Annotated in this window: 5 protein-coding genes; all 5 read right to left on the bottom strand. The window is 63.8% G+C overall.

Translation table 11 applies throughout. The features are described 5' to 3' along the window. Nucleotides 1–232: 232 nt before the first annotated feature. Nucleotides 233–1,897 (bottom strand): glucose-6-phosphate isomerase, encoded by a 1,665-nt coding sequence (pgi, locus tag DGA31_RS29025; RefSeq protein WP_056841982.1) that lies wholly within the window; start codon nt 1,895–1,897, stop codon nt 233–235. Nucleotides 1,898–2,098: 201 nt separating this feature from the next. Next, the gene (panC, locus tag DGA31_RS29020) at nt 2,099–2,953 is read right to left on the bottom strand and encodes a pantoate--beta-alanine ligase (protein ID WP_056841983.1); all 855 of its coding nucleotides are present in this window, start codon (nt 2,951–2,953) and stop codon (nt 2,099–2,101) included. Next, on the bottom strand, nt 2,950–3,750 hold the full coding sequence (panB, locus tag DGA31_RS29015; protein ID WP_109514867.1) for a 3-methyl-2-oxobutanoate hydroxymethyltransferase: 801 nt from the start codon (nt 3,748–3,750) through the stop codon (nt 2,950–2,952). The genes panC and panB overlap by 4 nt, the downstream gene beginning before the upstream one ends. Before the next feature lie 209 nt (nt 3,751–3,959). Further along, complete coding sequence (gene folK, locus DGA31_RS29010; protein ID WP_109514866.1) at nt 3,960–4,463, bottom strand: 2-amino-4-hydroxy-6-hydroxymethyldihydropteridine diphosphokinase; 504 nt, start codon at nt 4,461–4,463, stop codon at nt 3,960–3,962. Beyond that, nucleotides 4,456–5,856 carry a polynucleotide adenylyltransferase PcnB gene (locus tag DGA31_RS29005; RefSeq protein WP_109514865.1) on the bottom strand — a complete coding sequence of 467 codons (1,401 nt, stop codon included), beginning with the start codon at nt 5,854–5,856 and terminating at the stop codon, nt 4,456–4,458. Before DGA31_RS29005 ends, folK begins: the two co-directional genes overlap by 8 nt. Nucleotides 5,857–6,000: the final 144 nt, after the last annotated feature.

The raw sequence follows: 6,000 nt of genomic DNA, 5'->3' as shown, positions 1-6,000 counted from the left end.
GGCCGCGGAAGTAGGAGCGCGCTTGCCCGCGACCGAGTGCGCAGCGCTCGCAAAATCTGCGAAACGCCACAAATTTACGACTGCAAACCCATCAGGGATCTATGAAAGGCCACAAATTTACGACTGCAAACCCATCAGGGATCTATGAAACGCCACAAATTTACGACTGCTAACGCAGCCGGTCGCGGGCAAGCGCGCTCCTACGGTGTTTACAGCGTAGGAGCGGTTCGCTTTAGCCGCGGTGGCGGCCGCGGAAGTAGTTGATCAGGCCCTGGGTGGAGGCATCTTCGGCCGGCGCTTCATCGCCGCCGGTCAGGCGCTGGTAGACGCCCTTGCCCAGTTCCTTGCCCAGCTCGACGCCCCACTGGTCGAAGGCGTTGATGCCCCAGATCACGCTCTGCACGAAGACTTTGTGCTCGTACATGGCGACCAGTGCGCCCAGACGGCGCGGGCTGATGCGTTCGACCACCAGGGTGTTGCTCGGACGGTTGCCCGGGATGACCTTGTGCGGCGCCAGTTTCTGCACCTGCTCTTCGGCCACGCCATTGGCGCGCAACTCGGCTTCGGCTTCGCTGCGGGTCTTGCCCAGCATCAGTGCCTGGCTCTGCGACAGGCAGTTGGCGTACAGCCACTGGTGATGGTCGGCCACCGGGTTGAAGCTGACGATCGGCACGATGAAGTCGGCCGGGATCAACTGGCTGCCTTGATGCAGCAACTGGTGGTAGGCATGCTGACCGTTGCAGCCGACGCCGCCCCAGATCACGGGACCGGTGTCGGTGGCGACCGGTGTGCCGTCCTGGCGCACGCTCTTGCCGTTGGATTCCATGTCCAGCTGTTGCAGGTGCTTGGTGATGTTGCGCAGGTAGTGGTCGTACGGCAGGATCGCGTGGCTCTGCGCGCCCCAGAAATTGCCATACCACACGCCCAGCAGGCCCAGCAGCACCGGCATGTTCTGCTCGAACGGTGCGTTGAGGAAGTGCTGGTCCATGGTGTAGGCGCCCGACAGCAGCTCCTTGAAGTTGGACATGCCGATGGCCAGGGCGATGGGCAGGCCGATGGCCGACCACAGCGAGTAGCGCCCGCCGACCCAGTCCCACATCGGGAAGATGTTTTCTTCACGGATGCCGAATGCCACGGCCGCCGCGTTGTTGCTCGACACCGCGATGAAGTGGCGATGCAGCTCGGCTTCCGAGCCACCCTGGGCCAGGTACCAGGCGCGGGCGGCCTGGGCGTTCTTCAGGGTTTCCAGCGTATTGAACGACTTCGACGACACGATGAACAGTGTGGTTTCGGCACGGATGCTCTGCGACAGCTCGTGGAATTCGCTGCCGTCGATATTGGCCAGGTAATGGCAGCGCACGCCCTTGTGGGTGTAGGCCAGCAGCGCTTCGGAGACCAGCTCGGGGCCCAGGAACGAGCCGCCGATGCCGATGTTGACCACGTCGGTGATCGGTTTTTCGGTGTAGCCGCGCCAGAGGCCATCGTGGATGCGCCCGACCAGCTCGGTCATCTGGCTCAGCACCTTGTGCACGTCGGGCATGATGTTGGTGCCGTTGACCAGCAACTTGTCGCCCACCGGACGGCGCAGGGCCGTGTGCAGGGCCGGGCGGCCTTCGGAGGAGTTGACCAGCTCGCCTTCGAATTGCGCCTTGATGGCTTCTTTCAGGCCCACGTCATTGGCCAGCGTGACCAGCAGGTCGCGGGTTTCGTGGGTGATCAGGTTCTTGGAGTAGTCGAGAAACAGGCCGCAACTGCTGAGGGTGAACTGGCTGAAGCGCTGCGGGTCAGCGGCGAATGCCTCGCGCATGCTGAAGTCCTGCATGGCCTGGCGGTGTTGGCTCAACGCCTGCCAAGCGGGCAGAGCGGTCACATCGGAAGGATTGCGGTAGTACGCCATCGCTGGGGGATTCCTTTAACTTGAACGGCCTGTGGACATTTCAAAGCCGCGTGATGCGCGGCAGGTTCTGGGCTCGACATTCAGTAACACATCGATGTCCGGGCTTGTCACTCCATGGTCCGCCGGTGTGTGCCGACGGTTTGTCTCGATAAGGCAGCGCGGGCAGGGCGTTGGTTCACTGCCGTGCCCGCAATTTGAGCGTCAGGAAACGCTATTCAGGTGCAGGTTGTCGATCAGCCGGGTCTTGCCCAGGTATGCGGCGGCAATGACCACCAGGTCGTGGTCTTCAGGGCTGGCCGGGCGCAGGCTGGACGCCTCGCGGACCTCTAGATAATCGACGCGAAAGCCTGCGCTTTCAAGTGTCTGTTTGCCTTCATCGAGCGGGCGCGCAATGTCGGTGCTGCCCTGGCGCAGTTGCTCGCCGATCCGGGTGATCACCTGATACAACACGGGCGCAACGGCGCGCTGTTCGTCGCTCAGGTAACCGTTGCGCGACGACAGGGCCAGCCCGTCGGCGGCGCGCACGGTGGGCTCGCCGATGATGCGGATGGGCATGTTCAGGTCGCGCACCAGCGCACGGATCACAGCCAGTTGCTGGAAGTCCTTTTCACCGAACACTGCCACGTCGGGCTGGACCATGTTGAACAGCTTGCTGACCACCGTGGCCACGCCCTCGAAGTGCCCTGGCCGGCTGGCGCCGCACAGGCCCTCGGACAGGTGTGGGACGCTGACCCGGGTCTGGTCGTCCATGCCGTTGGGGTACATGTCGGCCACGCCCGGTGTGAACAGCAGGTGGCAGCCGGCTTGCTGGAGCTTTTCCTGGTCGGCGGTCAGGGTGCGCGGGTAAGTGGCCAGGTCTTCGTTGGGACCGAACTGCAGCGGGTTGACGAAGATGCTCGCGACGACGAAATCGGCCTGTTCACCGGCGCGACTGACCAGCGTGGTGTGGCCACTGTGCAGGTTGCCCATGGTCGGCACCAGGGCGATGCGCTTGCCGGCCTGGCGGGCCTGCGCCACGGCGGCGCGCAGGTCCTGGACGCTGTGTACTGTGTTCATGCCGAGAATCCGTGTTCAGGGGCGGGAAAGCTGGTGTCCTTGACGGCACTGACGTACGCCTGGATGGCCGACTGGATATCAGGCTGGCCGATCATGAAGTTCCTGACGAACTTGGGCACCCGGCCACTGATCGACAGGCCGAGCATGTCGTGCAATACCAGTACCTGGCCGTCGGTGGCGTTGCCGGCACCGATACCGATCACCGGAATCTTTACGGCATGGGTGATTTCCTCGGCCAGTTCGGCCGGCACGCACTCGAGCAGGATCATCGCGGCACCGGCCTGCTCCAGGGTGATGGCATCGGCGCGCATCTGCCGGGCCTGGGCTTCGAGCCGGCCCTGGACCTTGTAGCCGCCCATTACGTTGACGGTCTGGGGGGTCAGGCCCATGTGGGCACACACCGGGATGCCGCGGTCGGTGAGGTGGCGAATGGAGTCGGCCAGCCAGGCGGCGCCCTCGACCTTGACCATGTGCGCGCCGGCCTGCATCAGCGCTGCGCTGTTGAGCAGGGTGTGTTCGACGGTGGCGTTGGCCATGAAGGGCAGGTCGGCGACGATCAGCGCGCCCTGGTTACCGCGTTTGACGCAGGCCACATGGTAGGCCATGTCGGCGGTGCTCACCGGCAGGGTGCTGTCATGCCCTTGCAGGACCATGCCCAGCGAGTCGCCGACCAGCAGCACCTCGACGCCCGCCGTGCTGGCGGTGTGGGCGAAGGTTGCGTCATAGCAGGTCAGCATGGTGATCTTTTCACCCTTGAGCTTGAGGGCCTGCAGCGACGTAACGGTTGTAACCGGCATTTAATTTCCTCCATCACCAGGCGCTTGAACAGTCGAGCACGCCTGAAAGCAGGCACACCGTCGTAGCGCGGTGTTTCGCAATGGCCTGTTTCGCGCCCATGCGCCAACGGGGTTGGCGGCGGGAGGCCTATATTCGTGAGGGAGGGGCATGAAGTCAATTGCGGTTGTTACCCCGACCGGCTGGCAAGGTAACGGGTGACACACGACGGTTACAAGGAATCCGGACCAGACGGAACGGGCACCCGCTCCAGCCCGGTAAACGGGCACTCGGCCAGCAGCTGGCTCAGAGTGCGCCCGTCGGGCAGGTGCAGGTCGGGTGCCAGTTCGGCCAGTGGGTACAGCACAAAGGCGCGGGCGTGCATGTGGTAGTGCGGCACTTGCAGGCGCGGCACGTCGATCAGGTGATCGCCGAACAGCAGGATATCCAGGTCCAGGGTGCGCGGGCCCCAGCGTTCCAGGCGCTCGCGGCCCTGGTCCTGCTCGATCGCTTGCAGGGCGTCGAGCAGTGCCAGTGGCGCCAGTTCGGTGTCCAGCGCGGCCACCGCGTTGGTGTAGCGCGGCTGGCCGGGCAGCAGCGAGTCGCTGACATAGAACGACGAGGCGCCCGCCAGATGGCTGCCGGGCAGCCGCTGCAGCGCTTCAAGGGCATGGCGCAATTGCGCGGCCGGCTCGGCGAGGTTACTGCCCAGGCCGATGTAGGCGCGTTCACTCATCGAACACGCCTGCGCCGTCGCCACCGGTCTTGCGCTTGGAGTTGCTGCGCCGACGCTTGCGCGGGCCGGTGCCGGCTTCTTCCTTGGTGCCCAGGTCGCGGATCATGTCGCGGCGCTGGCTCTCGTTGCAATCCTGATACCGGGTCCACCAGTCGCCCAGGCCGTCGGTCTGCTCGCCGGCGCTTTCGCGCAGCAGCAGGAAGTCATAGGCGGCGCGAAAGCGCGGGTGGTCCAGCAGCAGGTCGGCGCGTTTGCCGGCACGGCGTGGCAAGCGTTCCTGCATGTCCCAGATCTCGCGGATCGGCAGGGTGAAGCGCTTGGGAATCGCGATGCTGCGGCACTGCTCGACGATCAGGTCGTGCGAGGCTTCGTTCATGGCTGCCAGCGGTGGCGCACCGCGCTCCTGCAGGCGCAGGACCTTGGCCGGCAAGGCCGGCCAGAGCAGGGCAGCGAACATGAAGGCCGGGGTCACCGGCTTTTCCTGGCGCACGCGCAGGTCGGTGTTGGCCAGGGCCTGACTGATCAGCGTATGGGTGTAGGTCGGGTTGTATTCCAGCGCCTTGGCGGTGGCCGGGAATAGCGAGTCGAACAGTTCAAGGTCAACCAGCATTTCGAAGGTCATCTCGCCGTGCCCGGACAGGAACAGCTTGAGGGTCTCTTCGAACAGGCGGGCTGCCGGAATATCGCGCAGCATCGGCGCCAGCGGGCGAATCGGCAGGGTGCTGTGCTTTTCAATGCCGAAATTGAGCTTGGCTGCGAAACGCACCGCACGCAGCATGCGCACCGGGTCTTCCTTGTAGCGCTGTTGTGGATCGCCGATCAGGCGAATCAGCCGGTTGCGAATGTCGTGTACGCCGTTGGCGTAGTCGAGAATGCGCTCGGTGACCGGATCGTAGTACAGCGCGTTGATGGTGAAATCGCGGCGCTGTGCGTCGTCTTCCAGCGTGCCATAGACGTTGTCGCGCAGGATCCGGCCGCTGGAGTTGCGTGAAGACTGGTTGGTGTCTTCTTCGTCGTCTTCGTGCGGATGGTTGGCACGAAAGGTCGCGACTTCAATGATTTCACGGCCGAAATGGATGTGAACCAGCTTGAAGCGCCGGCCGATGATGCGTGCGTTGCGAAACTCGGCACGGATCTGCTCGGGCGTGGCGCTGGTGGCGACGTCGAAATCCTTGGGATTGATCTGCAGCAGCAGGTCGCGTACGCAACCGCCGACCAGGTAGGCCTGGTAGCCTGCGGTTTGCAGGCGCTCGACGATGTTGACCGCATGACGGCTGAACTGGGCACGTTGCAGCGAGTGCTGGTTGCTATTGAGCACGATCGGCGTGGAACGTATGTGTTGCTGCGGCGTACGCAGCGGGGAACGGAATGACTGGAACAGCTTCTTCAGCATGGGATGCACTGTTTGAAGGAATATTCGGCCAAAACAGGGAATGACCGCATGATGGGCGGGGATTCTAGCATTTGATCGTGCAATGGTGTAGGAAGCGTCGTCGCGGGGGCAATCTGGAGGGGGATTTTCGAGAAGGGAAGGCTG

This window comes from Pseudomonas ovata (assembly GCF_003131185.1).
Lineage (GTDB): Bacteria > Pseudomonadota > Gammaproteobacteria > Pseudomonadales > Pseudomonadaceae > Aquipseudomonas > Aquipseudomonas ovata.
Note: the sequence above shows the minus strand (reverse complement) of the source record. Positions and strands in the feature narration are given on the sequence as shown.